The sequence below is a fragment of the Streptomyces sp. HUAS MG91 genome (assembly GCF_040529335.1).
Classification (GTDB): Bacteria; Actinomycetota; Actinomycetes; order Streptomycetales; family Streptomycetaceae; genus Streptomyces; species Streptomyces tabacisoli.
The window spans coordinates 2,876,260-2,902,863 of sequence record NZ_CP159534.1; the positions used below are offsets into that span (position 1 = coordinate 2,876,260).

At 71.9% G+C, this 26,604-nt stretch carries 24 protein-coding genes and 2 tRNA genes; 4 read left to right on the top strand and 22 right to left on the bottom strand.

The window, feature by feature from the left end; genetic code table 11:
* Positions 1–39: 39 nt before the first annotated feature.
* A tRNA-Ala gene (locus ABII15_RS13270) sits at positions 40–112 on the bottom strand.
* 158 nt (positions 113–270) lie between these two features.
* Here ABII15_RS13270 and ABII15_RS13275 point away from each other — a divergent pair.
* Positions 271–1,461 carry a glycosyltransferase 87 family protein gene (locus ABII15_RS13275; protein ID WP_353942517.1) on the top strand — a complete coding sequence of 397 codons (1,191 nt, stop codon included), beginning with the start codon at positions 271–273 and terminating at the stop codon, positions 1,459–1,461.
* Here ABII15_RS13275 and ABII15_RS13280 read toward each other — a convergent pair.
* The 3 genes from ABII15_RS13280 to ABII15_RS13290 form a co-directional block, all read right to left on the bottom strand.
* The gene (locus ABII15_RS13280; protein WP_003958744.1) at positions 1,430–1,663 is read right to left on the bottom strand and encodes a hypothetical protein; all 234 of its coding nucleotides are present in this window, start codon (positions 1,661–1,663) and stop codon (positions 1,430–1,432) included. The genes ABII15_RS13275 and ABII15_RS13280 overlap by 32 nt on opposite strands.
* A 3-nt stretch (positions 1,664–1,666) precedes the next feature.
* On the bottom strand, positions 1,667–1,897 hold the full coding sequence (locus tag ABII15_RS13285) for a hypothetical protein (protein ID WP_353942518.1): 231 nt from the start codon (positions 1,895–1,897) through the stop codon (positions 1,667–1,669).
* An 88-nt stretch (positions 1,898–1,985) separates the two neighbouring features.
* Positions 1,986–3,344: an MFS transporter gene (locus tag ABII15_RS13290; RefSeq protein WP_353942519.1), complete on the bottom strand. Its 1,359-nt coding sequence runs from the start codon at positions 3,342–3,344 to the stop codon at positions 1,986–1,988.
* A 230-nt stretch (positions 3,345–3,574) separates the two neighbouring features.
* Here ABII15_RS13290 and ABII15_RS13295 point away from each other — a divergent pair, with 230 nt between their 5' ends.
* Positions 3,575–4,435: a helix-turn-helix transcriptional regulator gene (locus tag ABII15_RS13295; RefSeq protein ID WP_353942520.1), complete on the top strand. Its 861-nt coding sequence runs from the start codon at positions 3,575–3,577 to the stop codon at positions 4,433–4,435.
* A gap of 20 nt (positions 4,436–4,455) precedes the next feature.
* Here the strand turns inward: ABII15_RS13295 and ABII15_RS13300 are convergent.
* From ABII15_RS13300 to ABII15_RS13330, 7 genes are all read right to left on the bottom strand, one after another.
* Positions 4,456–4,528 (bottom strand) — tRNA-Ala (locus ABII15_RS13300).
* A 113-nt stretch (positions 4,529–4,641) separates the two neighbouring features.
* Positions 4,642–5,289, bottom strand: coding sequence for a histidine phosphatase family protein (locus ABII15_RS13305; RefSeq protein ID WP_353942521.1), 648 nt, complete (start codon positions 5,287–5,289; stop codon positions 4,642–4,644).
* Positions 5,286–5,744: a ribosome silencing factor gene (gene rsfS, locus ABII15_RS13310; protein ID WP_353942522.1), complete on the bottom strand. Its 459-nt coding sequence runs from the start codon at positions 5,742–5,744 to the stop codon at positions 5,286–5,288. Before rsfS ends, ABII15_RS13305 begins: the two co-directional genes overlap by 4 nt.
* A gap of 158 nt (positions 5,745–5,902) precedes the next feature.
* Positions 5,903–7,606, bottom strand: a complete 1,704-nt coding sequence (locus tag ABII15_RS13315; RefSeq protein ID WP_353942523.1) for an LCP family protein — start codon at positions 7,604–7,606, stop codon at positions 5,903–5,905.
* Positions 7,607–7,631: 25 nt separating this feature from the next.
* Positions 7,632–8,294: a nicotinate-nucleotide adenylyltransferase gene (gene nadD / locus ABII15_RS13320; protein ID WP_353942524.1), complete on the bottom strand. Its 663-nt coding sequence runs from the start codon at positions 8,292–8,294 to the stop codon at positions 7,632–7,634.
* Positions 8,295–8,349: 55 nt separating this feature from the next.
* Positions 8,350–8,514, bottom strand: a complete 165-nt coding sequence (locus ABII15_RS13325; protein WP_353942525.1) for a hypothetical protein — start codon at positions 8,512–8,514, stop codon at positions 8,350–8,352.
* A 126-nt stretch (positions 8,515–8,640) separates the two neighbouring features.
* On the bottom strand, positions 8,641–8,769 hold the full coding sequence (locus ABII15_RS13330) for a hypothetical protein (RefSeq protein ID WP_351444222.1): 129 nt from the start codon (positions 8,767–8,769) through the stop codon (positions 8,641–8,643).
* Positions 8,770–8,868: 99 nt separating this feature from the next.
* Between ABII15_RS13330 and ABII15_RS13335 the strand changes: the two genes are divergently transcribed.
* Complete coding sequence (locus ABII15_RS13335; protein WP_353942526.1) at positions 8,869–9,978, top strand: M48 family metallopeptidase; 1,110 nt, start codon at positions 8,869–8,871, stop codon at positions 9,976–9,978.
* 18 nt (positions 9,979–9,996) lie between these two features.
* On the opposite strand, the gene ABII15_RS13340 is transcribed toward ABII15_RS13335, so the two are convergent.
* From ABII15_RS13340 to proB, 5 genes are all read right to left on the bottom strand, one after another.
* Positions 9,997–11,076: a hypothetical protein gene (locus tag ABII15_RS13340; RefSeq protein WP_353942527.1), complete on the bottom strand. Its 1,080-nt coding sequence runs from the start codon at positions 11,074–11,076 to the stop codon at positions 9,997–9,999.
* Between the two features lie 89 nt (positions 11,077–11,165).
* A complete protein-coding gene (locus ABII15_RS13345; RefSeq protein WP_353942528.1) occupies positions 11,166–11,750 on the bottom strand; it encodes a hypothetical protein in 585 nt (194 codons plus the stop codon).
* A gap of 77 nt (positions 11,751–11,827) precedes the next feature.
* On the bottom strand, positions 11,828–13,114 hold the full coding sequence (locus ABII15_RS13350) for a glutamate-5-semialdehyde dehydrogenase (protein WP_353942529.1): 1,287 nt from the start codon (positions 13,112–13,114) through the stop codon (positions 11,828–11,830).
* Between the two features lie 164 nt (positions 13,115–13,278).
* A complete protein-coding gene (locus tag ABII15_RS13355) occupies positions 13,279–13,770 on the bottom strand; it encodes a hypothetical protein (RefSeq protein ID WP_353942530.1) in 492 nt (163 codons plus the stop codon).
* A gap of 191 nt (positions 13,771–13,961) precedes the next feature.
* On the bottom strand, positions 13,962–15,113 hold the full coding sequence (proB, locus tag ABII15_RS13360; RefSeq protein ID WP_353942531.1) for a glutamate 5-kinase: 1,152 nt from the start codon (positions 15,111–15,113) through the stop codon (positions 13,962–13,964).
* A 260-nt stretch (positions 15,114–15,373) separates the two neighbouring features.
* Between proB and ABII15_RS13365 the strand changes: the two genes are divergently transcribed.
* Positions 15,374–17,482 (top strand): hypothetical protein, encoded by a 2,109-nt coding sequence (locus tag ABII15_RS13365; RefSeq protein ID WP_353942532.1) that lies wholly within the window; start codon positions 15,374–15,376, stop codon positions 17,480–17,482.
* An 81-nt stretch (positions 17,483–17,563) separates the two neighbouring features.
* Here ABII15_RS13365 and obgE read toward each other — a convergent pair whose 3' ends face one another.
* The 6 genes from obgE to ABII15_RS13395 all read right to left on the bottom strand — a co-directional run bounded on the left by obgE (position 17,564) and on the right by ABII15_RS13395 (position 26,562).
* Positions 17,564–19,012, bottom strand: a complete 1,449-nt coding sequence (gene obgE, locus ABII15_RS13370; RefSeq protein ID WP_353942533.1) for a GTPase ObgE — start codon at positions 19,010–19,012, stop codon at positions 17,564–17,566.
* Positions 19,013–19,129: 117 nt separating this feature from the next.
* Entirely contained in the window at positions 19,130–19,387 is a 258-nt protein-coding gene (gene rpmA / locus ABII15_RS13375; protein ID WP_026245994.1) for a 50S ribosomal protein L27, read from the bottom strand.
* A gap of 16 nt (positions 19,388–19,403) precedes the next feature.
* Positions 19,404–19,724, bottom strand: coding sequence for a 50S ribosomal protein L21 (rplU, locus tag ABII15_RS13380; protein WP_351444212.1), 321 nt, complete (start codon positions 19,722–19,724; stop codon positions 19,404–19,406).
* Positions 19,725–19,925: 201 nt separating this feature from the next.
* Complete coding sequence (locus ABII15_RS13385; protein WP_353942534.1) at positions 19,926–21,251, bottom strand: phospholipase D-like domain-containing protein; 1,326 nt, start codon at positions 21,249–21,251, stop codon at positions 19,926–19,928.
* A 219-nt stretch (positions 21,252–21,470) separates the two neighbouring features.
* Positions 21,471–25,505 carry an Rne/Rng family ribonuclease gene (locus ABII15_RS13390; protein WP_353942535.1) on the bottom strand — a complete coding sequence of 1,345 codons (4,035 nt, stop codon included), beginning with the start codon at positions 25,503–25,505 and terminating at the stop codon, positions 21,471–21,473.
* 253 nt (positions 25,506–25,758) lie between these two features.
* Positions 25,759–26,562, bottom strand: coding sequence for a TIGR03936 family radical SAM-associated protein (locus tag ABII15_RS13395; RefSeq protein ID WP_353942536.1), 804 nt, complete (start codon positions 26,560–26,562; stop codon positions 25,759–25,761).
* Between the last annotated feature and the right edge of the window lie 42 nt (positions 26,563–26,604).

The following is a 26,604-nucleotide window of genomic DNA, read 5'->3' on the forward strand; positions in this document are numbered from 1 at the left end:
GCGGGCCATCCGAATCGGATGGCCCGCTTTCAATTCCTGTGGAGCTAAGGAGAATTGAACTCCTGACCTCCTGCATGCCATGCAGGCGCTCTACCAACTGAGCTATAGCCCCTTGCGGTGTACTGCCGTGGTGTCCTTCAGGTCTTCCCTGTCGGTTTCCCCGGCGGCGACGCCAACATTACACGGTTCCCCGGGTGCACCACCAAATCGTTTCCGATCTGCCCCGCCTTGTTGGGAAAAGATCCTTATGGGGCCACTACGGTGCGTCCCGTGACCGCGCTCGTCCTACCCCGTACCCACCGTCGTGTCTCCGTATCCCTGGGAGTCTGTCTGCTCTCCTTCGTGAGCTTCTGGATCGCCCAGCGCGCGGCTCACGTCTCGATGATCGACCTGCTCGTCTACCGGGCGGAGGGCGCGACCGTACGGGCGGGCGGCGACCTGTACGCGCTCCGGGCGACCCACGCCCGACTGCCGACCACGTACCCGCCGTTCGCCGCGCTGCTGTTCACGCCGCTGACCCTGCTGGACCTGCCGTCCCTGCGGGCCGCGGCGACGGCGCTGAATCTCGCCCTGCTCGTCGCGTTCGTCCATCTGTCCCTCCTGCTCGTGCGACGGCACGCGCGCGTGGAGCACGCGTTGTGGGTGGCGGCGGGCGCCGTGTGGTGCGAACCGGTGTGGACGACCCTGCGCTACGGCCAGGTCAACCTGCTGCTCGCCGTACTGGTCCTGTGGGACCTGACCCGGCGCCCCGGACACCGCTGGGCGGGGGTGGGCATCGGGGTGGCCGCGGCGATCAAGCTGACCCCGGCGCTGTTCGCGGTGTTCCTGCTGTGCACGGGCCTCGTGCTCGCGGCCGGCCGGGGCGCATGGCGGCCCTGGCTGCGCGCGGCGGGCCTGGCGGCCGGCACGTTCGCCGGGGTCACGGCGCTGACGGCCGTGGTCCTGCCGTACGACTCGCGACGCTTCTGGACCCGCTCGGTCTTCGAGGCGAGCCGGGTCGGGCACGCCGAGGAGACCGCGAACCAGTCGCTGCGCGGTGTGCTGGCCCGGCTGCTGCACACCGACGACCCGGGCCTGTGGTGGGTCCTGGTGGCGGCCGCGGTGGGGGCCGCAGGCCTCGCGGTGGCGGTCGCGGCGGCGCTGCGCGGACGGCGGGCGCTCGCCGTCGTGGTGTGCGCGACGACGGCGCTCCTGGTCAGCCCGGTCTCCTGGTCGCACCACTGGGTGTGGTGCGTGCCGCTGGTCCTCCTGGTGTGGGAGGACGGCCGCCGCCGCACCGCGGCCGTCCTCGGGGTGCTGTTCTGCGCGTACGCCCTGTGGTGGGTGCCGCACGGCGGGGACCGGCCCGAACTGCACCAGAACGGTGTCCAGTTGCTCCTGTCCGCGCTCTACACGGCAGCGGGCTGCGCCTTTCTGGCGCACGCCGGGGTCAGGCTGTGGCGAACGAGTAGAACCGCTTGAGCGTGCAGTGCTCGTCCAGCAGGCGGCCGTAGATCGGCTCGCCCTCCAACTCCCGGTACGTCTCGATCGGGTCGCCTTTTATGATCAGCGCCCGCGCGCACTCCTCGCACCAGTACTGGTACTCGGGGTTGAGAGGTTCCATGTCGCGCACGATGGGCGTACCGCTGCCGCACCAGTCGCACTTCCTCCTGTGTGCACCCATCAATCAGCTCCAGCTGTGGCCGCAGGCCGTGCACACGTACGAGACCCCGCCGTTGTCGCCCAGCATCTGGGCGACATGGGAGGAACCGCAGGACGGACAGTTGAGAAGCACCCGGGTGCCGCGCGAGGCGAGGTCCTGGGCCAGGACCTCGGGGGCGGCCGCGGACGGGGGCTCGGCGGATATCGCTGTCGCACCAAGGAGGCGGTCGGCCTCCTCGTTGATGCTCGCGGGCATCGCGCACTCCCTCCCGTCGGGCCGTCTTCATCGGTCGGACGCAGCCCCCTCCCGGCCGTCCGATTCTGCCACGGCCGGAGCAATACGGTCAGCGACGCCTGCGTACCAGTCCGGACACGGCGCCCACGACCGCCACCGCGGCCAGCGCGTAGGCGCAGCTCAGAAGCGCGTCCGAAGAGCTGTACGCCCCAGGGGGCCGCAGCGACTCAACGCGGGCGAGAAAAAGTGTGCCGAAGCCCGCGACGCCGATCAGCATGCCGAGTTGGGTCACGGTGGTGAGCAGTCCGCTGGCGTGGGCCGCGTCCTCGGGCCGCACCGTCGCCAGGGCCCCGGTGAGCGTCGGGCCGAAGGCGAGCGAGAGGCCCGCGCCGATCGCCACGAAGGCCAGGTACAGCCCGGCCCCGCCGTCGCCGCCGCCGCGCAGGGCGAGCCCGGTGCCGAGCGCTCCGGCGGCCGCGAGCCCGAACCCGGCCGGGATCAGGGCCCGTTGCCACCGCGCGGGCCAGCGCCGCCAGGTCAGGCCGACGACGCCGAACGCGACCGCGGTGGGGGCGACGGTCAGCCCGGCGCGCAGCGGGCCGTCGCCGAGGCCGCTCTGGAGGTGCAGGGTGAGCGCGAAGAGGTAGCCGGCGTTCACGGCCATCACGGCGAGCACGCGGAGGACGGCCAGGCCGATGCCGGGCAGCCGCAGCACCCGCGGCACGATCAGCGGCGCCCCGCCGCGCCGGGCGAGAGCGGACTCGTAGCCGCAGAACAGGACTAAGAGGACGACGGAGGACGCCAGGCAGAGCCAGGACCACAGCGGCCAGTCCTGCTCCTGGCCGAGCACCAGCGGCACGGTCAGCAGCGACACCGAGCCGGCGAGGAGCACCAGCCCCACCAGGTCGAGGCGGCGGCCCGCGGCGCGCCCGGTGTCGGCGGGCAGCGTGCCCCGGCCGAGGACGAGCAGGGCCACGCCGACGGGCACGTTCACCAGGAACGCGGCGCGCCAGCCGGTGCCGAACAGATCGGCGCCGACCAGCAGTCCGCCGAGCACCTGCCCCGCGGCGGCGCCCACCGCGAGCGTCGCCGAGTACAGGCCGAGCGCCCGGGTGCGGGCCTCCCCGGTGAAGTGCCGCTGGATGAGGCTGAGCACCTGCGGGACGAGCAGGGCCGCGCCCGCCCCCTGCACCATGCGGAAGGCGATCAGCTGGCCGCCGCTCTGCGCGAGCCCGCAGGCGAGGGAGGCCGCGGTGAACAGGGCGAGCCCGCCGAGCACGGCCCGCCGGTGCCCGAACAGGTCGCCGAGCCGGGCTCCGGTGATCAGCAGGACGGCGTAGGTGATGGTGTATCCGGCGACGATCAGCTGCAACGCGGAGCCGGACGCGTGGAGTTCGGTGCGGACGGTGGGGGCGGCGACGTTCACGATGAACACGTCGAGGACCGCCATGAACTGCGCGGTCAGCACCACCGCGAGCAGCCGCCCCCGGCCGCGCGCGGGGCCGTTGTCGGTGGCAGGGGCTTTACTGGACGCGGGAGTTGGGGATCGGGGACTTTCCGGGGCGGTTGTCGTCATGCCTGGAGCGTGACGGTGGCCGGGCACGGGTACCGAGAGCCCGCTGATGCTGGTACCGGCACCACCCGGTTCGTACCTTCCGGGGCCCGGCGCTCAGGCACACCATGGGGGATGTGACGACGATGACCACTTCGGAGCGGACCACGGGCAGGTCGCCGGACCGCCGCAGGCCGGAGCTGGCCGCCTTCCTGCGCGGCCGCCGCGCCAGAGTCACCCCGCAGGACATGGGCATGCCGGCCGGCCCGCGCCGGCGCACCCCCGGTCTGCGCCGCGAGGAGGTCGCGCAGCTCTCCGGTGTCGGCGTCACCTGGTACACGTGGCTGGAGCAGGGCCGCCCGATCAACGCCTCGCCGCAGGTCCTGGACGCGGTCGCGCGCACCCTGCGGCTCGACCGGCCGGAGCGCGAGCACCTGTACCACCTGGCGGGCGTGCCGTTCGCGCCCGCGCACGAGGACACCGCGCAGCCGGTGAGCCCCCAGGTGCAGGGGATCCTCGACTCCATGGCCCCGCTGCCCGCGGTGGTCTACAACGCCCGGTTCGACCTGCTGGCGACCAATGCCGCCTACCGGTCGCTGTTCATCGTGGTCCCCACCCCGCCGCCCCGGATCCCCAACGCGCTGCGGACGCTGTTCCTGGCGCCCGAGGGGACCTGTCCCCTGGTGAACCGGGAGGCGGAGCTGCCCGTGATGGTGGCGACCCTGCGGTCCGGCTACGGACGGCATGTGGGCGAGCCCGCCTGGGAGGGCTTCGTCCACGAGCTGGCGGCGGCCAGTCCCTTCTTCGCCGAGCTCTGGGAGAGCGGCGACGTCGCGCCGCCGGGGCCCCGCGTGAAGACGTTCCGGTGCGGCCGGACCTCCACGGAGCTGCGGATGACGTCGACGTCCCTGTCGATCGACGGGATGCCGGAGTGCCGGATCGTCGTGTACTCGCCCGCGGACGACACGACCCGCACGTATCTGGACAACGAGAAATCCCGCCCCTGACGGGACGGGATTTCTTTCTGTGGAGCTAAGGAGAATTGAACTCCTGACCTCCTGCATGCCATGCAGGCGCTCTACCAACTGAGCTATAGCCCCTTGCTTTCATTCGGATTCCGGCCGGTTTCCCCGGCGGCCCGAACAAGAAGAACTTTAGCCTGCGACCTGCCAGAAAGTGAAATCCGGCCCCCGCGCCCCAGGGACCGGTCCACTCAGTCGTCGTCGCCGAGGACCGGCTCCGGCAGGGTGCCCGCGTTGTGCTCCAGCAGGCGCCAGCCGCGCGCGCCCTCGCCGAGCACGGACCAGCAGCAGTTCGACAGACCGCCGAGCCCCTCCCAGTGGTGGGACTCCAGGCCCAGGAGACGGCCGATGGTGGTGCGGATGGTGCCGCCGTGGCTGACCACCACGAGCAGACCGCCGTCGGGCAGCTTGTCCGCGTGCCGCAGCACGACGGGCGCGGCCCGGTCGGCGACCTCGGTCTCCAGCTCGCCGCCGCCGCGCCGCACGGGCTCGCCGCGCTTCCACGCGGCGTACTGCTCGCCGAACTGCGCCTGGATCTCGTCGTGCGTGAGGCCCTGCCACGCGCCGGCGTACGTCTCCCGCAGCCCCTCGTCGTACGTGATGTCGAGGCCGGTCAGCCGCACCAGCTCACCGGCGGTGGCGGCGGCCCGCTTGAGGTCGGAGGCGACGATCGCGTCCGGCTTCAGGGAGGCGAGCAGCCGGGCGGCGCGCCGGGCCTGGCCGGTGCCGGTCTCGGTCAGCTCGATGTCCGTGGTGCCCTGGAAGCGGCGCTCCAGGTTCCAGGAGGTCTGGCCGTGCCGCCACAGGATGACCCGGCGACCGCGTGCGGCCGCTGTCAAAGGACCTCACCGCCGAGGTCCCGGATGTCCTCGGCCTCGGCCGCCGCCTCCTCGCGCTGGGCGTGCTCGGCGCCCTTGCCGCGGGTGGCCTTGGCCTCCTCGGGCAGGTCCAGCTCGGGGCAGTCCTTCCACAGCCGCTCCAGGGCGTAGAAGACGCGCTCCTCGCTGTGCTGGACGTGGACGACGATGTCGACGTAGTCGAGGAGGATCCAGCGGGCGTCGCGGTCGCCCTCGCGGCGCACCGGCTTGACCCCGAGGTCCTTGCTCAGGCGCTCCTCGATCTCGTCCACGATGGACTTGACCTGGCGGTCGTTGGGCGCCGAGGCCAGCAGGAAGGCGTCCGTGATGGACAGCACGTCGCTGACGTCGTAGGCGATGATGTCGTGCGCGAGCTTGTCGGCGGCCGCCTGCGCGGCGACGTTGATGAGCTCGATGGAACGGTCAGTGGCGGTCACTACAAGGCTTTCGGTCGGCGGTCGCATCGGGGCGGATTCCCCGGGGATTCCCCCGGACTGTCCCTCACCGGGCCTCACGGGGATACCCCAAGGGTCTCACGGACCGCCAAGCGGCCTCACGGCATCGCCGGCGCCCCGTCGGGGCGCCGGCGCCGGTGTCACTTGCCGGTGTAGTTCTGGCCGAGAACCACGGACACGTCCGCGTTCGCCGTGGTCTCGCCCTTCTTCACCGCCGAGGTCGGCAGGTTCAGGGTCTTGGCGACCTCCACGGCGTCCTGCTTGCTGTCCGCGTCCGCGTAGGTGACCCGGGAGGCGGGCACCGCCGTGTCCGTACCGCCGGAGACGTAGGTGTAGCCGCCGTTGACCAGGGCCACCCGGGCCAGCTCGGTGCGGCCCTTGTCGCCGGTGGCGTTCTCGACGGAGACGCGCGGCGAGTCACCCGAGGACGGGGCCTTCACGGTGCCGCCGAGGACGTCCTTGACGACGGAGTTCGCGGTCGTCTTCGAGAGGCTGCCGTCCTGCTGGACCGGGAGCAGGGCGGTCTTGTAGTCGCCCTCCTTGGCGTGGTCGGCGAGCTTGGCGAGGAAGGCGCCGAGGTCCTTCTCGGTGAGCGGCGGCTCGATGATCTGGGTGAGGGTCTGCACGGTGGTCGTCGCGGCCTGCGGGTCCGAGGAGATCTTGCGCAGGACGCCCTGCATGACCTGGCCGAACCGCATGAGCTGCGCGGTCTCCGACTCGCCCTTGGCCCGGTAGGTGGCGTAGGCGACGGCGGGCGCGCCGCTCAGCGTCTGGTCCTGGCCCTTGTGGACGAGGAAGGTGCCCTTCTTGGCCGGGTCCGGGACGTCGGTGTCGGTGGTGATGTCGATGTTGCCGACGAGTTCGACGAGGTTGCTGAGGAAGGGGGTGTCGAGCCGCCAGGTGCCCTCGATGTCGGTGCCGAGCAGGGTGTCGATGGCGTCGCTGGTGCCCGAGGAGCCGTCGGCGTCGACGGACTTGGCGAGCGTGGTCGAACTGCCCTCCTCGTCCGTCAGGCCGAGGGTGTTGGGCAGCAGCACGGTGGTGCCCTGCTTGGTGGTGGTGTTGTTCACCAGCAGCGCCGTGGAGGTGGCGCCGCCCTTGGTGTTGTGCAGGTGGACGACGATGACGTCGCGGTTCTGCGGTCCGGTGGCGGCCGCGGCGCCGTTCTTGGCCGCGTCGTCGGACAGGAACGGCAGCTTGCCCGCGGACCAGAGGTAGCCGACGCCGCCGACGACGCACAGGGCGAGGACGACGACGAGGGCGACGACCCGGTTGCGGCCGCGGCGCCGGGCCTCCTCGCGCCGCTCGGTGCGCGACTCGGTGAACTTCAGCCAGTCGATGACGTCTTCGGAGTTCTCGTCCGGCTCCTCGACGAACTCGAACTGCTCGGTGCGGTACTCGCGCGGCTCGGCGTCCGCCTGCGGCACGTCCTGCGACGGGACCTGCGGCCGGGGCTCCGGCTGCGCCGGGGGCTGGGCGGGCGGGGCCTGCTGCGGGATGTACGCGGTGGCCTGCGCCTGCTGCTCGGGGCGGTACCCGGCGTGCGGCTGCTGCCCGGTGCCGGTGGCCGCGCCGTAGGGGTCGTAGCCGCCCGAACTCCCCTGCTGCGCCCCGCCGTAGGGATCGTAGGACTGCGGCGGGACCGGCTGCTGCTGCCCGGTCGCGTACGGGTCGTAGCCGTAGCCGTACGCCGGGTCACCGGCGCTGCCCGCGTCGTAGGAGTTGTTCGCGTGCTGCTCGTACGACGGCGCCTGCCCCGCCTGCCGGTAGACCGGCCGGCCGAATTCGTCGTAGCCGACCAGGTCGTAATTCTGCTGGTCGTAACCGTCGTATCGGTCGTTCACCGATGCCCCTCTCGGCGGTGCAGGGTCATTCGCCTCGGTACAGCTGACGTTTGTCGATGTAGCGCACCACACCGTCCGGCACCAGGTACCAGACGGGGTCGCCCTTCGCGACCCGGTCACGGCAGTCCGTGGACGAGATCGCGAGGGCGGGCACCTCGACGAGCGAGACGCCGCCCTCCGGCAGGCCGGGGTCCGCGAGCGGGTGACCCGGCCTGGTCACGCCGATGAAGTGTGCCAGGGAGAAGAGCTCTTCGGTGTAACGCCAGGTGAGGATCTGGCCCAGGGCGTCGGCGCCGGTGATGAAAAAGAGATCCGTGTCCGGATTGAGCGCGCGCAGATCGCGCAGCGTGTCCGTGGTGTAGGTGGGTCCGCCGCGGTCGATGTCGATGCGGCTGACCGAGAACTGCGGGTTCTCGGCGGTCGCGATGACCGTCATCAGATAGCGGTCCTCGGCGGGCGAGACCTTCTTGTCGCTCTTCTGCCAGGGCTGCCCGGTCGGCACGAACACCACCTCGTCGAGGTGGAACTGCGAGGCGACCTCACTGGCCGCCACCAGGTGTCCGTGGTGGATCGGGTCAAACGTTCCGCCCATGACGCCGAGGCGCCTCTTGGCCGGTGAGGCCCATTCGTGATCCGGGCCGCCGGTCGGGCTGTTGACCGGGCCGGTAGGCATGTCCTGCGCTCCCATGCGTGCAGAGCCTACTGGCCCGATCCGGGTGGTTCCGCCGGGAGGGCCCGCAGGATCAGCGGTCGCGGTTGAAGCGGGTCGTGATCCAGAGCAGCAGAAGCAGGATGATGAACGCGCCACCGCCCGTCACGAGCGGACTGAGGCTTTCGTGGTTGCCGCCGTGCTCGCCGCCCTCGGCGGCGAGGGTGGCCAGCTGGGCAGCGGTGCTGTGGAGGCTCATCGTCAGCAGGACCTATCCGGTGTGGGATCGGGACAAAGACTTCCCGCCCATCGTAAGCGGGGGCCCTCCCGCCGCTCACGCCGACTCTGCCGTACGGGCCCGCGCATACGGCCGGCCGGGTCTCCGTCAGTCGTCGCGCTTGTAGCCGCGCAGCAGGAACCAGGCCAGGAAGACGGCCCCGAGCACACCGACGACCAGCACGATGCGCAAAAGATTGCCCGCGCCCTGGTCGGACGCGGCGATGATGTGATCCATGGCGGTTCGCTCCTTCTGTCTGCTGCCCCGCCACGGTATCTCCGCCTAGGGTGGAGCCCATCTCGGGGGCACGACCGGACGACAGACATGGGGGGCCGCATGCCCGACGTACCGAACGAGCAGCACGATCACGTACCCAGCAGGCAGCGCAGGCGCTTCCCCGGGATCTCCTCGCGGGCGTACGAGCATCCCGCGGACCGTTCGGCGCTGGTGGCGCTGCGCAAGCTCACCGGGTTCGACACGGTCTTCAAGGCGCTGAGCGGCCTGCTGCCCGAGCGCAGCCTGCGGCTGCTGTTCCTGTCGGACTCGGTGCGGGTCTCCGACGACCAGTTCGCGCACCTCAACTCGATGCTGCGGGACGCCTGTTACATCCTGGACCTGGAGAAGGTCCCGCCGATGTACGTCCATCAGGACCCGCAGCCGAACGCGATGTGCATCGGCCTCGACGAGCCGATCATCGTCGTCACGACCGGCCTCGTCGAGCTGCTCGACGAGGAAGAGATGCGGGCGGTCGTGGGCCACGAGGTCGGCCACGCGCTGTCCGGCCACTCGGTGTACCGGACGATACTGCTGTTCCTGACCACGCTCGCGCTGCGCGTCGCGTGGATCCCGCTGGGCAACCTCGCGATCATGGCGATCGTGACGGCGCTGCGCGAGTGGTTCCGCAAGTCCGAACTCTCGGCGGACCGCGCCGGGTTGCTGGTCGGCCAGGACCTCCAGGCCTCCATGCGCGGCCTGATGAAGATCGCGGGCGGCAACCACCTGCACGAGATGAACGTGGACGCGTTCCTCAAGCAGGCCGAGGAGTACGAGGCCGGGGGCGATCTGCGCGACTCCGTCCTGAAGATCCTGAACGTGCTGCCGCGCTCGCACCCGTTCACCACGGTGCGCGCCGCCGAGCTGAAGAAGTGGGCGGAGTCCCGGGACCACCAGCGGCTGATGGACGGCCACTACCCGCGCCGCACCGAGGACAAGGACACCTCGGTGGGCGACTCCTTCCGCGAGTCGGCCGCGCACTACACGGAGCACGTGAAGAACTCGAAGGACCCGCTGATGAAGCTGGTCAGCGACATCGCGGGCGGCGCCGGCGACCTGGGCGGCCGGGTACGGCGCGGCTTCGGGAACTTCGGCGGTTCGAGCGGTGGCGAGGGCGGCGGCGACAGCGGCGGGGGCAACAACGGCAACCACGGCACCCGCGACGACGAGTAGGACCGCGGACGGATTCCGCTAGACGGACGGCTGGGCACTGGGCGCGAGCGCGCCGCACAGCGCGGTCGCGCTGCCCGTGGCGTACGGGTCGGTGCCCGCCGGACCGTCCTTCGTGGCCCGCTGCCCCGCGAGCAGCGGGTGCAGCTGGGCGGCGGAGTCGGCCGAGCAGGACAGCGGCCCGGCCTGGACGTAGGACACGAGCAGCTCGGCCTGGTGGTTGCGCAGGTCGTCGCGGTCGTAGCGGAAGTGCAGCTCGCGGCGGACCGTGAACAGGGACGCCTTGGCGTCCGGCCGGTCGACGGGCCGCAGCGCGTACACGAACGTGTGGTCCGAGGTGACTTCCAGGGTGTCCGCGTCCGTCTCGGCGACGTGCAGGGTGCCGGTGACCCGGATCCGGGGATCGGCGAGCGCGGCCTCGGCCGGGTCGAAGCGGACCAGCCAGCCGGTGGCCGCGTGCCGGCCGTCGGCGGTGGGCCGGTCGAAGCTCTGGTCGAACTGGTCGAGCTGCCGCGGGTCGACGAGCTGGCGCACCGGCCGCAGGGTGGAGCCGGTGAGCACGTCCGGGTCGAGCGAGGAGTCGACGAGGTAGTCCTTGGACGTGGTCAGCGCGGCGACGACCTGGCTGTCGGAGAAGTGCGCGGTGCGCTGGGGCGACGCGGGCAGTGCGATGCCGTCGGCGGCCGTACGGAACTGGGCGGCGGGGCTGTGCCGGTAGAGCTCGGTGGCCGAGGCGGCGCCGGGCACCTTGCCGGACGGGGAGAGCGGGATGACGGTCATCCGCAGCGGTTCGGCGTGCCGGACGGCCTCGGCCGTGCGGTAGGGGCTGCGGACGCCCATGTAGATCGCGGTGCCGAAGGCGATCACGATCATCACGACGAGGACGACGGCCTGCCGGGTCAGTCCGCGGCGCAGTGCGGGCGTGCGGCGCACGGCCGGGGCGTGGTCGGCTATCCGCTCGTGCGCGGAGAACTCCTGGAGCCGGGCAGCCCGGACGAACGACTCGTCGAACACGACGGATCGGTATTCGTCCTCGCTTCCGCCACCACCTCCGGGGCCGCCTTCGGGGGTCCCCTCCGGTGGGTCTGCTGGCCCGCCCATACCTTCAGGGTAGGTCCCCGGGGCCTCGGGTAAACGCCCTGGTACACGACAACTTCCCACAGCGGCCCGGCAGAGCGGTGCCGGGCCGCTCAGGGCGTGCGGGGAACCGCCGACACCGCCGGCCGCGAGTAGTCGGCGGACGCGGACGGGCCCGGAACGCTCTTCTCCAGCTCCGTCGTCGCGGGCGGGGGCACCCGGTCGTCCTGGCGGCCCGCCGCGCCGCGGTAGACGGCCGTGAAGGCGAGGGCGACCATGCCGACGCCCATCAGCAGGGCGAGCGCCCAGGCGACGGGCCTGCGCCAGCGCATCCGGCCCGGGTGGGCGGCGCCGCGGCCGGTCCCGTCGGGCCCGTCGTCGTACAGGTCGTCGAGCTCGCGTCCGAAGTCGACCGCGTCGTCCGGGCCGAGCCCCTCGGGGTCGGTCTCGTCGTAGAAGTCGTCCTCGGGGCCGCGGCGTATGCGCGCCCGGCGGGCCTCGGCCTCCTGGGCCTCGGCACGGGCCTGCGCCGCGGCGAGCAGACGCTCGACCGCGGTGGGCTCATGGACCTTCGCCGCCCGCACGAAGTCCTCGTCGAAGACCACGGAGGCGAACTCATCGTCCGAACCCCCGCGGTCGTGGTCGTCGTCGGGCTCCCAGCCGTCCGGAAACGGCGTGCCCCCCACGTCCTCCGGCACCTGTCCAGAGTAGACCTGGGGGGTCAATTTGGGCAGACAGTAAGGAAATTCACCGCACGAACCGCATCACACGGTGATCAACGGGTGTGCCCGTCGCCCGTGACGATGTACTTCGTGCTCGTCAGCTCCGGCAGCCCCATGGGGCCGCGGGCGTGCAGCTTCTGGGTGGAGATGCCGATCTCGGCGCCGAAGCCGAACTGGCCACCGTCGGTGAACCGGGTCGAGGCGTTCACGGCGACGGTCGTGGAGTCGACGAGCTGGGTGAAGCGGCGGGCCGCCTGCTGCGAGGTGGTCACGATGGCCTCGGTGTGGCCGGAGGACCAGAGCCGGATGTGCTCGACGGCGGCGTCGAGGTCGTCGACGACGGCGGCCGCGATGTCGTAGCTCAGGTACTCGGTCTCCCAGTCGTCGGGCGTCGCCTCGACGACGGTGGCCTTGGACCGCTCCGCGTACGCGAGGATCCGGGCGTCCGCGTGGACGGTGACCCCGGCGTCGGCGAGGGCGTCGAGGGCGCGCGGCACGAACGCGTCGGCGACGTCGGCGTGCACGAGGAGCGTCTCGGCGGAGTTGCAGACGGAGGGCCGCTGGGCCTTGGAGTTGACGAGGATGTCGACCGCCATGTCGAGGTCGGTGTCCTTGTCGACGTAGACGTGGCAGTTGCCGGTGCCGGTCTCGATGACGGGGACGATCGAGTTCTCGACGACGTTCTTGATGAGGGAGGCGCCGCCGCGCGGGATGAGGACGTCGACGAGGCCGCGGGCGCGCATCAGCTCGGTCACCGACTCGCGGGACTCGCCGGGCACCAGCTGGATCGCGTCGGCGGGCAGTCCGGCGCCGCCGACGGCGTCGCGCAGCACCCGCACCAGCGCGGTGTTCGATTCGTACGCGGACGAGCTGCCGCGCAGCAGGACGGCGTTGCCGGACTTGAGGCAGAGGGCCGCGGCGTCGACGGTCACATTGGGCCGGGCCTCGTAGATGATGCCGACGACGCCGAGCGGAACGCGGACCTGGCGCAGGTCGATGCCGTTGGGCAGGGTGCTGCCGCGCACCACCTCGCCGACCGGGTCGGGCAGCGCGATGACGTCGCGGACGTCGGAGGCGATGGCGCGGACGCGCTCCGCGGTGAGCGTGAGCCGGTCGATGATCGCTTCGCTGGTGCCGGCCTCGCGGGCCCTGTCGATGTCCTTGGCGTTGGCCTCGATGATTTCGGCCGTACGGACTTCGAGGGCGTCGGCGATCGCCGCCAGGACGTCGTCCTTCTGCGCGCGCGGCAGCGGGGCGAGGGTGTTCGCGGCGGCGCGGGCGCGGTAGGCGGCTTGAGTGACCGGGGTCATCGAGTCGTACGGGTTCAGCGAAGGCGTCATGCTCCGCAGGGTAACGGGGGTACGGGGGGCGTCCAGCACGTGTTTCGGGGGGTGAGACATGGCTGAAAACGGCTTGTTCGTGGGGCGTGCGGTTTCGACGCCGGGTGACGGATTCGTCGTGGTTGCTCGCGCCCACGGGGCAGGCAGGATTCTCGACACACGCCCTAGAACGGGTGCACGCCCACCGGGGTCGCAGGGAGGGGGCCGTAGCCCTCCGCGATGCGGTGGTGGTAGGTCTGGCGGTCGATGACCTCCAGGCCGACGATCTCCCACGGCGGCAGCTGCGACGTCTGGCGGTGCTCACCCCACAGGCGCAGGGCGACGGCCGCGGCGTCGTGCAGGTCGCGGGCCTCCTCCCAGTAGCGGATCTCGGCGTGGTCGACGGCGTAGCGGCTGGTCAGCAGGAAGGGGTGGTCGTGGGCGAGCTGTTCGAGGCCGCGGCGGACTTCGGCCAGCGGCGCCTCGGCGCCGGAGACGCTGAGCGTGATGTGCCACAGACGGGGGCCTTCCACGGCGCCTCCCGCGGGTTCCCCGGTGGCGTCCGCGGTCTCGCCGGACCGCTCCTCGTAGGCGGCCCCCGCGACCACGCTCGTCAGGGCCCGCTCCGCCGACCCTCGGGACCCCTTGGATACGGCCCCCGGGCGCGCTCGTCTCACGACGGCCTCCTTTGCGCAATGGTCGTGATGGTCGTGCGGAACCACTCCGGCTGAACTCCCTGCGTGTAACTCCCTGCCTCAAGAGTTGAGCAGGACACGAGCCTTCGTGGGGTGGTTTTGGGGAAGGTCCCCCACGGGTGGCAGGCTTTCGGCCGATTACACAGGCGGTTTCGAAGGTGACGGGCCGTGTTTCAAGCCCGGAGGAGGACCAGATCGTCCCTGTGTACGACTTCGCGTTCGTAGGCGGGGCCGAGGTCGCGGGCGAGTTCCCGGGTGGAGCGGCCGATGAGCTGAGGGATCTCCTTGGCGTCGAAGTTGACCAGGCCGCGGGCGACCGCGCGCCCGCTCTCGTCGCGCAGCTCGACCGGGTCGCCGGCGCTGAACTCGCCCTCCACGGACGCGATCCCGGCGGGCAGCAGCGAGGTGCGCCGCTCGACCACGGCCCGTACGGCGCCGTCGTCGAGGGTGATCGACCCCTGCGGGGTGGAGGCGTGCTGGAGCCACAGCAGCCGGTCCGCGCTGCGCCGCCCCGTGCGGTGGAAGTACGTGCCGGTGTCGCGGGCGGCGAGGGCGTCGGCGGCGTGCGACGCGGAGGTCAGCACGACGGGGATGCCGGCGGCCGCGGCGATGGAGGCGGCCTCGACCTTGGTGACCATGCCGCCGGTGCCCACCCCGGCCCGGCCCGCCGAGCCGATCTTGACGTGCGCGATGTCGGCGGGGCCGCGCACCTCGGCGATGCGGGAGGTGCCGGGCTTCGCGGGGTCGCCGTCGTAGAGGCCGTCGACGTCGGAGAGGAGGACGAGGAGGTCCGCGTGGACCAGGTGGGCCACGAGCGCGGCCAGCCGGTCGTTGTCGCCGAAGCGGATCTCGTCCGTGGCGACGGTGTCGTTCTCGTTGACGATCGGGAAGGCGCCCATGGCGAGGAGCTGGTCGAGGGTGCGCGAGGCGTTGCGGTGGTGCGCCCTGCGGGCCATGTCGTCGCTGGTGAGCAGGACCTGGCCGACGCGGACGCCGTAGCGCGCGAAGGAGGCCGTGTAGCGGGCCACGAGCAGGCCCTGGCCGACGCTGGCCGCGGCCTGCTGGCGGGCGAGGTCCTTGGGGCGGCGGGTCAGGCCGAGCGGGGCGAGTCCGGCCGCGATGGCGCCGGAGGAGACGAGGACGATCTCCCTGGCTCCCTCACCGCGGTGCTTGGCGAGGACGTCCACCAGAGCGTCGACCCGGTCGGCGTCCAGCCCTCCCGCGGCCGTGGTGAGCGACGACGATCCGACCTTGACCACGATCCGGCGCGCTTCCGAGACGCCCTGCCGCGCCGATCGAGCCGCCCCTGTTGTTGCCCCAGACATGCTTCGCAATCTACGGGACGTGACCGGACGGACGCTCCGGGGTTTCGAGGGGCGGACGCCCGCGGTCCGGGGGCGGTGCACCTCAGGGGACCTGAGACCTCGGAGTCGGTGCCCTTTGCCCCTATTTGCCGTGATTGATCTCACCGAGGATTGCTACGGGACCGCTCAAAGTCATACGGTCAGTGGTCAGCCTTTTCACCGAGGTGAACCAGCCCCCCACGGTCCTCCTCGTCCTCCTATCCCTGCCAGGAGCCCAGCCCGTGCCCTCCGCCGGACTTGCCCCCCGCCGCATCGTGCAGCTCTCAGCGCTGTTCGCGATGTTTGCGCTCTATGTGGCCCAGCTCGTGAGCGCGCTCGTTCCGTACGTACCCGTGTTCGTCGTCGCGAGCGCCGCGGGCCTCGCCCTCGACACGTATATGCAGTTCCGACAGCCGGGCCTGCTGTCGCTGCTGGGCAAGATCCGCTTCGACGTCACCGTGCGTCAGCTGCTGCGGGACATGCTGATCTTCGTCGGCCTGCTGCGCATCGACGGCATCGACCCGCTGGGCGAGCAGGCCCCCCTGCTGATCATGGTGCTCGCGGTGTACGTGCTGCACTTCGCCTGCCAGGCCGCCGCCGTCCTCGTGCGCCGCACCCGGTCGCTGCCGATCGTCACGCGGAACATCGACTCCACCCCGCTGCGGCTGTCCGCGGCCCCGCCGCGCCTGCTGGCCCGCCGCTCCAGCCACCGTCTCCTCGCCTTCTCGGTGCCGGCCACGATCGGCCTGCTGGTGACGGCCGCGACGACGAACGCCCTGTGGGGCGGCATCGGCATCGGCGTCTCGATCGTGCTGCTCGGCGGCGGCGCCGCCTACCTGGCCACCTGGCTGCTGCCGAAGAAGCGCCCGCTGAACGACCAGCAGACCATCGAGTGGCTCGACCGCTGGCTGGCCGACTACCAGCCGACCGTGGCGATGTACTTCTCCGGCGGCACGACCTCCGCGTACCAGGCGAACATGTGGCTCTCCACGCTCGCCGACGTCGACGGCAAACCGCTGATCGTGCTGCGTGAGCGCTTCATGGTTAACAAGATCGACGCGACCGACGTGCCGATCATCTGCTTCCCGAAGGTCGCCACGATGTTCTCCCTGGAGAACTCGACGCTGAAGATGATGCTGCACCCGGCGAACGCGGCGAAGACCTCGCAGGTGCTGCGCATCCCGACGATCAAGCACGCGTTCATCAACCACGGCGAGTCCGACAAGCTGTCGTCCTGCAACCCGTACGCGAAGGCGTACGACGAGGTGTGGGTGGCGGGCCCCGCGGCCCGCGACCGCTACCAGCTGGCCGACGTCGGCGTCGACGACAAGGACGTCGTCGAGGTGGGCCGCCCCCAGCTCTCCCCGATCCAGGTCGGCACGGGCCCGGCCACGGGCGCGTACACCACCGTCCTCTACGCCCCCACCTGGGAGGGCTGGGACGGCAACCCGGGCAACACCTCGGTGATCCTGGCCGGCGAGAACATCGTGCGGCACCTGCTCGCCGACGACCGGGTCCGCCTGATCTACAAGCCGCACCCGATGACCGGTTCGCAGGTCCCCGCCGCGGGCGAGGCCAACAAGCGGATCATGGCGATGATCCGCGAGGCCAACACCCGCCGCTCCGGCGCCCGCCCCGGCCCGGAGGCCGCCGCCGAGCTGACCCGCGCGGCCGCCGCCCTCGACCGGCTGACCTCCACCGCCTTCCGCACCAGCGCGGACGAGATGGAGAAGATGCTGCTCCAGGGCAGGCCCGAGGGTGACCGCGCCGCGGCCGTCGCCGAGGCGACCGCCGCCTGGGAAGCGGCCTACTGGGCGTCCTTCCCGGAGTGGGAGCACCTGATCGTCACCGAGGCCCGCCCGGCGATCTTCACCTGCTTCAACCAGGCCGACGTACTGATCTCCGACGTCTCCTCGGTCGTCTCCGACTGGCTGAGCAGCGAGAAGCCGTACGCGGTCGCCAACACCTCGGGGCTGTCCGAGGCGGACTTCCGCACCGGTTTCCCGACCGTGAGCGCGGCGACGATCCTGACGCCGAAGGCGAAGGGCGTGCCCGCCCTTCTCGCGGCCGTTCGCGGCGAGGCCGAGGACAAGTACGCCGAGGCCCGTCTGGAGCTCAAGGAGCACCTCCTGGGCCCCTCCGACCCGCCGTCCATGGACCGCTTCAACGGCGCGGTGCGCGCCCTGTGCACGCGGGCCGACGAGCGCCGGGTGCGGATGGCCGCGCGTGGCGAGAGCGAGATCCCGATACAGCGCGAGGACTCGGTCGAGGAGCAGGTGGCCGAGGCCATGGAGGCGGAGGCGGCGGACACGCAGGACTCCGCCGAGTCCGAGGACTCCGTCACGGCGTGACGCGGCACAGCGCATGAGGAAGGGCCCGGGAGAATCTCCCGGGCCCTTCCTCATGCGCAGGGAATGCCTGCGGAGAACCGCTTAGAACGGGTTGAAGTCGTCAAACTCCTGCTGTGCCTCGTCCCGCTCCGCCTGCCGGTCGCGGCGGCGCTGCGCGGCCGGTCGCGGGGCCTCGAGGCGGTGGTCCTCGCCGCGGCGGCCGAGCATCTCGGCGCCCGCCATCATGGTGGGCTCCCAGTCGAAGACGACCGCGTTCTCCTCGGGGCCGATGGCGACGCCGTCGCCGTTGCGGGCGCCGGCCTTCATCAGCTCGTCCTCGACACCGAGACGGTTGAGGCGGTCGGCCAGGTAGCCCACGGCCTCGTCGTTGTTGAAGTCGGTCTGGCGCACCCAGCGCTCCGGCTTCTCGCCCCGTACGCGGAACAGCGGCTCGCCGTCGACGTCCTCGCGGGTGACGGTGAACCCGGCGTCGTCCACGGCCTTCGGGCGGATGACGACACGGGTCGACTCCTCCTTGGGCTGCGCGGCGCGGTGCGCGGACACCAGCTCGGCGAGGGCGAAGGAGAGCTCCTTGAGGCCCTTGTGGGCGACGGCGGAGACCTCGAAGACCTGGTAGCCGCGCTCCTCCAGGTCGGGCCGCACCATCTCGGCGAGGTCCTGGCCGTCGGGGATGTCGATCTTGTTGAGGACGACCAGGCGCGGCCGGTTCTCCAGGCCCGCGCCGTACTCCTTCAGCTCCGCCTCGATGATGTCGAGGTCGGAGACCGGGTCGCGGTCGGACTCCAGCGTCGCCGTGTCGAGCACGTGCACCAGCACGCTGCACCGCTCCACGTGCCGCAGGAACTCCAGGCCGAGGCCCTTGCCCTGGCTGGCGCCCGGGATCAGGCCCGGGACGTCGGCGATGGTGTAGACGGTCGAGCCCGCGGTGACCACGCCCAGGTTCGGGACGAGCGTCGTGAACGGGTAGTCGGCGATCTTCGGCTTGGCGGCGGACAGCACCGAGATCAGCGAGGACTTGCCGGCGCTCGGGTAGCCCACCAGGGCGACGTCGGCGACGGTCTTCAGCTCCAGGACGACGTCGCTCGCGTCGCCGGGGACGCCGAGCAGCGCGAAGCCGGGGGCCTTGCGGCGGGCCGAGGCCAGCGCCGCGTTGCCCAGGCCGCCGCGGCCGCCCTGGGCGGCGACGAAGGTGGTGCCCTGGCCGACCAGGTCGGCCAGCACGTTGCCCTGCTTGTCGAGGACGACCGTGCCGTCGGGCACGGGCAGGACCAGGTCCTGGCCGTCCTTGCCGGAGCGGTTGTCACCGGCGCCGGGCGCGCCGTTGGTCGCCTTGCGGTGCGGGGAGTGGTGGTAGTCGAGGAGCGTCGTGACGTCCTGGTCGACGACCAGGATCACATCGCCGCCACGGCCGCCGTTGCCGCCGTCCGGGCCGCCGAGCGGCTTGAACTTCTCACGGTGGACGGAGGCACAGCCGTGGCCTCCGCTACCCGCGGCGACATGCAGTTCGACGCGGTCCACGAAGGTGGTCATGGTTCGGTGCCTCCAGAAACTTACGGAATGTCTTAGCTCTAACACGCGAAAGGCGGACCCGCTTCCCCGAAAGGGAAGTGAGGTCCGCCTCGCGAAAACTGCCGGTCAGGCTGCCTTTCAGGCGGCGACCGGAACGATGTTCACGACCTTGCGGCCACGGTGGGTACCGAACTCCACCGCACCGGCGTCGAGCGCGAACAGCGTGTCGTCCTTGCCACGACCCACGCCGTTGCCCGGGTGGAAGTGGGTGCCGCGCTGGCGGACCAGGATCTCACCGGCGTTGACGGTCTGACCGCCGAAGCGCTTCACGCCGAGCCGCTGAGCATTGGAATCGCGCCCGTTCCGAGTGGACGATGCGCCCTTCTTGTGTGCCATGTCTCAGTCCCTACCCTTACTTCGCAGCCGCGGGGATCTCAGTGACCTTGATCGCCGTGTACTGCTGGCGGTGGCCCTGACGACGGCGGTAGCCGGTCTTGTTCTTGTAGCGAAGGATGTCGATCTTCGCACCCTTGTGGTGGTCCACGACCTCGGCCTGGACCTTGATGCCGGCCAGGACCCACGGGTCGCTGGTCACGGACTCGCCGTCGACAACGAGCAGCGTAGAGAGCTCTACGGTGTCGCCAACCTTGGCGGTGGAAAGCTTGTCAACCTCAACGATGTCGCCGACAGCAACCTTGTGCTGGCGACCACCGCTGCGCACGATGGCGTACACGCGGATCTCTCTTTCGCTCGGAACGGAACCCCCGCAGTCCAGCCGCGCGAGGCGGCCTCTCCGGCATCTCGGAAGCCTGGGCTTCACAGATCCCGGAGGAAGAGGTTTACGGGAGTGAGGCACGTCGATGGACACGCCGACGGTCAAGGTTACGGGGCGCCCCTCAGAAGGGTCAAACCGGCCCCCGCTCCCCCGGGCCTCTCAGGCCTTGGGCTCACCGTCCTGCGGCAGCGTGTTCACGCCCTTGCAGAGGTTCGTGTTGTCGTTCGTCCCCGGGTACGCGACGTTCCACACCTTCTGGAAGTGCGTGCGGTACGTGTCGTGCACGGAGTCGTCGTCGATCTTGACGTACGCCTCGTCGTTCTCGCGCAGCGCCGGGTTCGAGGCGTTCTGCGAGCCGGTGAAGGTGACCTTGTTGCGGGCGCCGTCGTACATGCCGTCGATCGCGACGTACTTGGTGTGGATGATGAACGGCGTGGCCGTCTTGGACCCGGGTTTCAGCGGGTCGCGGTCGTCGTTGTAGCAGCGGCGCGGCGGGGCGCCGGTGGCGTGCATCGTCTTCCAGGTGCCGCTGTCGGAGGTCGCGTACTCGACGGAGACGGTGCAGCCCGCCTTCTGGAGCGCGACCAGCTTGTCGGCGATGGCCTGCCGGGTGATCTGGAAGATCGCGGCCCGCACGATCGTGTGCTGCGTCGCGCCCGTCGTGGGGTTCTTGTAGGTGCACGAGACGTTGTTGAGCACCGAGTACAGCGTGTCCGTGGAGTTCGTGGTGCCGGCCCGCGGATAGAAGTACGCCTTGTAGCGGCCGTTGCTGACCGTGCGGTAGTCCCAGTTCTTCCAGTCCTTGGCGGCTATGTCGTCGAAGTAGTCCGAGTAGGCGCCGTAGAGGACCGGGTTGTTCGGCAGCTGGAGCGCGTCGTTGAAGAAGCGCGTGCCGGCCGAGGGCGTGGAGTTCGCCGTGGTCTGCACGACGACGTTCTTCGCGCCGTCGACGGCCGAGAACAGCCAGAACTTGTTGTGCATGATCGACTTGCCGAACTTGGGGTCGCCCAGGCACGACTTGTCCTTCGGGCACAGCGTCACGAAGGACGACGCGGCGATGTCGGTGCCGAACGCCGTCTTCAGCTGGCTGTAGATCGTGTTGGTGGGGCGGTCGCTGACGCTGGTGGAGTCCAGCACGATCCGGATGTTCACGCCGCGGGCCTTGGCCCGGATCAGCGCGTCCGCGATCGTCTGCTCCCACACGTGGTAGACCGCGACCTTGATGGTCGAGCCGGGCAGCGCCGCGTCCGTCAGCTCGACGAGCCGGGTGCGGATCGCGTACTGGGCGTCCGTCGTGCCCAGCGGGTCGTTGAAGATGGGCCCCTCGGTCCAGGTCCTCGTGTCCGCCGACGCGGTGTCCGCGGCGACGCCCGCCTGCACCCCGGCGGCCGAGAGCACGGTGGCGAGGGCCACCGCCTGCCGGGCCCCCTTGACCGGCTTCACCGCCCGGTGCCGGCCCGTACCCCTGAGACGCACGTGCGTCATCGTTCCCCTCCCTGGCACGGATGCTGCCGTCTCCCCAACGGACACCCCTGCTCCTCCTGCACATGTACTACTGCTTGAGTTTTACAGGCAGTTTGCCGTGCCCCGAGGGCGGGGGGCGATTTACGTACGATATTCCACCCGTTCCCCTCCCTTGCCCCACGGCACACGACGGCGCCCCTGTCACAGCCGGGCTGTGACAGGGGCGCCGTCGTCGATGGCTCAGGCCTCGTCGGCCGCGGCCGTGACGGACGGCGGCGACTGCTGCTCGGCCGCCGCGGTCTTCTTCGCGGTCGTCTTCTTGGCGGCGGTCTTGGTCGCCGCCTTCTTGGCCGTCGTCTTCTTCGCGGCCGTCTTCTTGGCCGCGGTCTTCTTGGTGGTGGTGGCCGCCTTCTTCGCCGTCGCCTTCTTGGCCGTCTTACGGGCCGTCTTCTTGGCGGCGGGCTTCTCCGCGGACTCCTCCTTGGCAGGCTCGTCCGTGGCCGACGGGACGACCACGACGGCCGTCTCCTCGGACGCGGTCGGGGCGGTCGCCTTGCGGACGGCACGGCGGCGCGGGCGGGCCGGGGCGGCCGCCTCGGTCTCCGGCGCCGTCTCCTCGGCGGCCTTCGGCTCCTCGGCCGCCTTGGGCTCCGACTCCACGACGGTCACCACGGCGGCCTCGTCCGAGGACGCCTTCGGGGCACCGGCGGGGGCGCTGGCCTTGCGGGTGGCACGACGGCGGGCGCGCGGGGCCGGGGCCTCGGCGGCCTGCTCCACCACGGGCTCGGGCGTCTCCTGGGGCTTCGGCTCCTCGACGACCGGCTCGGCGTCGGCGACCGGGGCGGCCGCGGCGGCCTCCCGCTGCTCCTCGGCCTGCTCCGCCTTGCGGGCCCGCTCGGCACGCGCGGACCGCTTGTCGGTCTGCTCCGCCTTCGGGGCACCGGCCGGGGCCGACGCACGGCGCGTGGCACGGCGGCGCGAGCGGCCACGGCTGCCCGCCGCGGCCTCCGCCTCGGCGGCGCTGGAGTACAGCTCCTCGTCCGCCACGAACTCGGGCTCGGGCAGCGCCACCGGGGCGGCCACCTCCGCGGCGACCTCGGCCTCGGTCTCGGCCGGCTCCGGCGTCGACTCGTGCTCGTGCGTGTCGTGCTCGTGCGTCTCGTGCTGGTGGTCCGCGCCGTTGCCGCCGCGGCCGCGCTTCTTGCGCTTGCCGCCGCCACCGCTGCCGGCGGAGGACGCCTGCTCCATGTGGACGATGACGCCGCGGCCGTTGCAGTGCACGCAGGTCTCGGAGAAGGACTCCAGGAGGCCCTGTCCGACGCGCTTGCGGGTCATCTGGACCAGGCCGAGCGAGGTGACCTCGGCGACCTGGTGCTTGGTCCGGTCGCGGCCCAGGCACTCCAGGAGACGGCGCAGGACCAGGTCCCGGTTGGACTCCAGGACCATGTCGATGAAGTCGATGACGACGATGCCGCCGAGGTCCCGGAGCCGCAGCTGGCGGACGATCTCCTCGGCAGCCTCCAGGTTGTTCCTGGTCACGGTCTCTTCGAGGTTGCCGCCCTGGCCGGTGAACTTACCGGTGTTGACGTCGACCACGATCATGGCCTCGGTCTTGTCGATCACCAGGGAGCCGCCGGAGGGCAGCCACACCTTGCGGTCGAGCGCCTTGGCGAGCTGCTCGTCGATCCGGTACGTCGCGAAGACGTCGACCTCCGACGTCCAGCGGGACAGCCGGTCGGCCAGGTCGGGGGCGACGTGGTTGACGTAGCCGTGGATGGTCTCCCACGCCTCGTCACCGCTGACGATGACCTTGGAGAAGTCCTCGTTGAAGATGTCGCGCACGACGCGGACGGTCATGTCCGGCTCGCCGTACAGCAGGCTCGGCGACGACGTCGAGATCTGCTTGGACTTCTTCTGGATGTCCTCCCACTGGGCCTGCAGACGCTCGACGTCGCGGCGCAGCTCGTCCTCGCTCGCGCCCTCGGCGGCGGTGCGCACGATGACGCCCGCGTCCTCGGGGACGATCTTCTTGAGGATGGTCTTCAGGCGCGCGCGCTCGGTGTCGGGCAGCTTGCGGCTGATGCCGGTCATCGAGCCCTCGGGCACGTAGACCAGGTAGCGGCCGGGCAGCGAGACCTGGCTGGTCAGGCGGGCGCCCTTGTGGCCGATCGGGTCCTTGGTGACCTGGACGAGCACGGACTGGCCGGACTTCAGGGCGGTCTCGATGCGGCGCGGCCCGTTGGCCATGCCGAGCGCCTCGAAGTTGACCTCACCGGCGTACAGCACCGCGTTGCGGCCCTTGCCGATGTCGATGAAGGCGGCCTCCATCGACGGCAGCACGTTCTGCACCTTGCCCAGGTACACGTTGCCGACGTACGAGGTCGACTGCTCCTTGTTGACGTAGTGCTCGACGAGGATGTTGTCCTCGAGCACGCCGATCTGGGTGCGGTCGCCGTTCTGCCGGACGACCATCACGCGCTCGACGGCCTCGCGGCGGGCCAGGAACTCGGCCTCGGTGATGATCGGGACGCGGCGGCGGCCCTGCTCGCGGCCCTCGCGGCGGCGCTGCTTCTTCGCCTCGAGACGCGTGGAGCCCTTGATGGACTGCACCTCGTCCGAGGAGGTCGAGCGCTCGGACTTCTCGTCCTTCTTGCGCGGCTCGCGGACCTTGACGACGGTGCGCTCCGGGTCGTCCGAGGACTGCTCGGCGTCGGAGGACGCGTCACCGGCGCGACGGCGGCGACGACGACGGCGACGGCTGCTGCTCGACCCGCCGGACGCGCCGTGCGTGTCCTGCTCGTCCTGGTCGTCGGCGTGCTCGTCCTGCTCGTCGGTGTGCTCGTCGTCGGCGTCCTCGTCGGACGCGCCCTCGGCGTCGGCGTCGGCGTCCGTGTCGGCGGCGTCCCCGCGACGACGGCGGCGGCCACCGCGACGGCGGCGGCGGGCCGGGCGGTCGCCCTGCTCGTCGTGGTCGTCGTGGCCGTCGGAGTCCTGCTCGTCGGCCGCCTCGGCGGTCTGCTCGTCGGCGTCGTCGGCGTCCTCGTCGACGACGGGCTCCGGCGCGGCGGCGGTCACGGCCTCGGGCTCGGCGGCGGGGCGCTCGTCGGTGGCGCGGCGACGGCGGCGACGGCGCGGCGTCTGGTCCTCCTCGACGACCGCGGCCGGCTCGGGCTCGGGCTCGGTGCGCTGCTCACCGGCGGCCTCGGCCGCGGCGGCGGCAGCGGCACGCTCGGGCGTCTGGAACATCGGCTCGGTGAAGACCGGCGCCTGGAAGACGGCGACGGACGGGCGCTTCGGGCGGCTGCCGCCCTCGGCGTCGGCCGTGTCGGCCTGCTTCGCCTGGCGGCCCTTCGTCTGCTTGGGCTCGGAGAAGCCGCCGGCGGCCTTGCGGGTGGCGCGGCGCCGGGGGCGGCGCGGGGCGTCGTCCTCGGCCGGGGCCTCGGCGGGCTCGGCGGCGGGCGCGGCCTGCTCCTGGGCGGCCGGCTCGGCGACGGGCTCGGCGGCCTGCGGGGCCTCGGGCGTGGACACGGCGCGGGTGGCCCGGCGGCGGGCACGGCGCGGGGCGGCGTCCTCGGCCGGGGTCTCGGCGGCCGGCTCGGCGACGGGCGCCGCGGCCTGCGGCTCCTCGGCCGGGGCCGCCTCGACGGCGGGCGTCTCGGCGGCGGGGGCCTCGGCGGCGGGCGTGGCGACGGTGCGGGTCGCGCGGCGGCGACGGCGCGGCGCGGCGGCCTCGGCGGGCGCCTCCTCGGCGGCCGGGGTCTCCTCCGCGACGGCCTGCGGCTCGTCGGCGGCGGGCGCGGCGGCCTCGGCGGCGTCCGTCACAGGGGCGGACGCGGTACGGGTCGCGCGGCGGCGACGGCGCGGCGCGGCGGCCTCGGCCGGGGCCTCCTCGGCGGCGGGCGCGGCGGCCGGCTCGGTGACCGGTTCGACGACCGGCTCGGCGGCCTCGGCCTGCGCGGGCGCACCGGTGGGCGCGGAGGCGCGCCGGGTGGCACGGCGGCGCGGGCGGGCGGCGGGCGCCGCGTCCTGCGTCTCCTGCGCCGGGGTGGTCTCGGCGGCGGCAGCGGCCTCGGGGGCCTCGTTCACGGCGTCGAGTTCGTCCTCGGCGTCCGTGGCAGCGGCCGGTATGGCCGGCGCGGCGGCCTCGGTGTCAGCGGCGGTGGGGCTCACGGGCGGGCCCGCGGGGCGCGACGCGGCCCGGCGCCGGCGGCGCGGGGGCAGGGTGTCGCTGGGGCTGTCCAGCTCGGAGGTGGTGGGTTCGGTCGGCTCGGGCATGCGGGTGGATCTCCCGTCGGGCCCCCGGGCGCCGCGCCTGGTCCATGACCGGTGACGTCCGCGGCTCGCTCGCGCTTCTTGTCGGGCGCGAGGGCCGCCGGTCCGGGGCGCGGGCGCCGCACGGGGGCTCTTCTGTCTGTTCTCGCCGGTTCCGGTACGCGAGGTACGTACGGCCTGGCGAAAGTCCTTGGGTGGGTGCGCTGCCCGACCCAGGTGGCTCCCGAGTCCGAGGGCGGCGCGACGACGACCGTCCTTACGCGGAACCTTCCACGGCAGGCACCTTCGCGGCGGCAGATCCTGCGGACCCCGCGTGCGGGGTGTCCCGGTCTGCCTCGCGGTCGGGCGCGAGCGGGTCGGTCACCGTGCCGGTCTCTTCATCGAAAGGCCCCTGCGCCAGCCTGGTCACCGCTGCGGGGACCGGCGGCGCCAGGTCGGCCACGGCGCGGAGACCGGACAGGACGTCGTCGGGTCGAACGGCAGGCGTCACGTGCCGAACAACCAGGCGCAGTATCGCACAGGCCTTGTCGCCCGGCCTATCAGCCGGGACATCCGAGGTCTGCGCCGCATCGTGTGCCTCGAGGGACACGACAGCCCCGCGGGCGTCGAACGTCCGCATGCCGTTCTTGGTGCGGCGCTGCACCTCGACCGTCTCGGCGGCCCGGAACGCCTCTGCGGCGCGGGCTGCCTCCTCGGCCGTGACCCCGTCGAGCCGCAGCTCCCACACGGAGGCGGCGAGCCGGTCGGCGAGTCCTGGGGTACGGGCCTCGACGGCGTCGACGATGTCAAGGCCGTGCGGCATCGACTCGTCGAGCAGCGCGCGCAGTGTCGCGGGGTCGCGGGGCGCGGTGAGCGCGATCTCCAGGTACTCGGCCTCACTGCCCGTGCCGGTGGGTGCGGCATTGGCGTAGGACACCTTCGGGTGCGGCGTGAACCCCGCCGAGTACGCCATGGGCACCTCGGCGCGGCGCAGCGCACGCTCGAAGGCGCGCTGGAAGTCTCGGTGGCTGGTGAACCGGAGGCGGCCGCGCTTGGTGTAGCGCAGTCGGATGCGCTGCACCGCGGGTGCGGGCGGCGGGCCTTCGGGCTGTCGCTTGCCCAG

Bases quoted from the DNA above. Each gene is read 5' to 3' on its own strand.
- ABII15_RS13280 (WP_003958744.1), bottom strand. From the start codon at position 1,663: ATGGGTGCACACAGGAGGAAGTGCGACTGGTGCGGCAGCGGTACGCCC.
- ABII15_RS13285 (WP_353942518.1), bottom strand. From the start codon at position 1,897: ATGCCCGCGAGCATCAACGAGGAGGCCGACCGCCTCCTTGGTGCGACA.
- ABII15_RS13295 (WP_353942520.1), top strand. From the start codon at position 3,575: ATGACCACTTCGGAGCGGACCACGGGCAGGTCGCCGGACCGCCGCAGG.
- nadD (WP_353942524.1), bottom strand. From the start codon at position 8,294: ATGGGAGCGCAGGACATGCCTACCGGCCCGGTCAACAGCCCGACCGGC.
- ABII15_RS13325 (WP_353942525.1), bottom strand. From the start codon at position 8,514: ATGAGCCTCCACAGCACCGCTGCCCAGCTGGCCACCCTCGCCGCCGAG.
- ABII15_RS13330 (WP_351444222.1), bottom strand. From the start codon at position 8,769: ATGGATCACATCATCGCCGCGTCCGACCAGGGCGCGGGCAATCTTTTG.
- ABII15_RS13335 (WP_353942526.1), top strand. From the start codon at position 8,869: ATGCCCGACGTACCGAACGAGCAGCACGATCACGTACCCAGCAGGCAG.
- ABII15_RS13340 (WP_353942527.1), bottom strand. From the start codon at position 11,076: ATGGGCGGGCCAGCAGACCCACCGGAGGGGACCCCCGAAGGCGGCCCC.
- ABII15_RS13350 (WP_353942529.1), bottom strand. From the start codon at position 13,114: ATGACGCCTTCGCTGAACCCGTACGACTCGATGACCCCGGTCACTCAA.
- proB (WP_353942531.1), bottom strand. From the start codon at position 15,113: ATGTCTGGGGCAACAACAGGGGCGGCTCGATCGGCGCGGCAGGGCGTC.
- obgE (WP_353942533.1), bottom strand. From the start codon at position 19,012: ATGACCACCTTCGTGGACCGCGTCGAACTGCATGTCGCCGCGGGTAGC.
- rpmA (WP_026245994.1), bottom strand. From the start codon at position 19,387: ATGGCACACAAGAAGGGCGCATCGTCCACTCGGAACGGGCGCGATTCC.
- ABII15_RS13385 (WP_353942534.1), bottom strand. From the start codon at position 21,251: ATGACGCACGTGCGTCTCAGGGGTACGGGCCGGCACCGGGCGGTGAAG.
- ABII15_RS13390 (WP_353942535.1), bottom strand. From the start codon at position 25,505: ATGCCCGAGCCGACCGAACCCACCACCTCCGAGCTGGACAGCCCCAGC.